The organism is Pseudovibrio sp. POLY-S9, from assembly GCF_001431305.1.
In the GTDB taxonomy this organism is placed as follows: Bacteria; Pseudomonadota; Alphaproteobacteria; order Rhizobiales; family Stappiaceae; genus Pseudovibrio.
The window spans coordinates 1-419 of the sequence record NZ_LCWX01000064.1 but is presented as its reverse complement, the minus strand read 5'-3'; the positions used below and the strand labels follow the sequence as shown (position 1 = coordinate 419).

General features: G+C 59.7%; 1 protein-coding gene. It reads right to left on the bottom strand.

The features are described 5' to 3' along the window. Nucleotides 1-419: contractile injection system protein, VgrG/Pvc8 family (locus tag PPL9_RS04560; protein ID WP_280139018.1), on the bottom strand; the 419-nt coding region annotated here is incomplete at both ends.

Genomic DNA, 419 nt, shown 5'->3' with positions numbered 1-419 from the left:
AGCAATTTGGGCCGGTATGGCAGGCGCGCGGGCATGACCTCAAACCCGGCGCTGTAAGTGGTGGAGCCGCTGCCGGCTTCCTCAGCCACGGCCTGCGGCTGACTGCCCTGATGCGAGACGGTGAGCAAATGATACTTGATGTTGTAGTCACTGTTCGGGTGGTCCGTGAGCGTAAACTGATGACCTGCCATCAGGTGGATGGCATTGGTGGCGCCATGGCCTGTGGTGGCCTCTACCCGAGCTGCCTCCAGCCGGTGCTTTGTGAACGGTTTGCCGACACCATCGGCCTTGTAGCGCCCTGGATACTCATAGAGTGCATAGTCTCCAGCAGAGCCGTTGTCCTCACCGCGCTGATGGGCGTGTTGCTGGTTGTAAGGTGGGTTCTTGAAGGAATAATCGCGCTGCATGAAGCTGGTGGC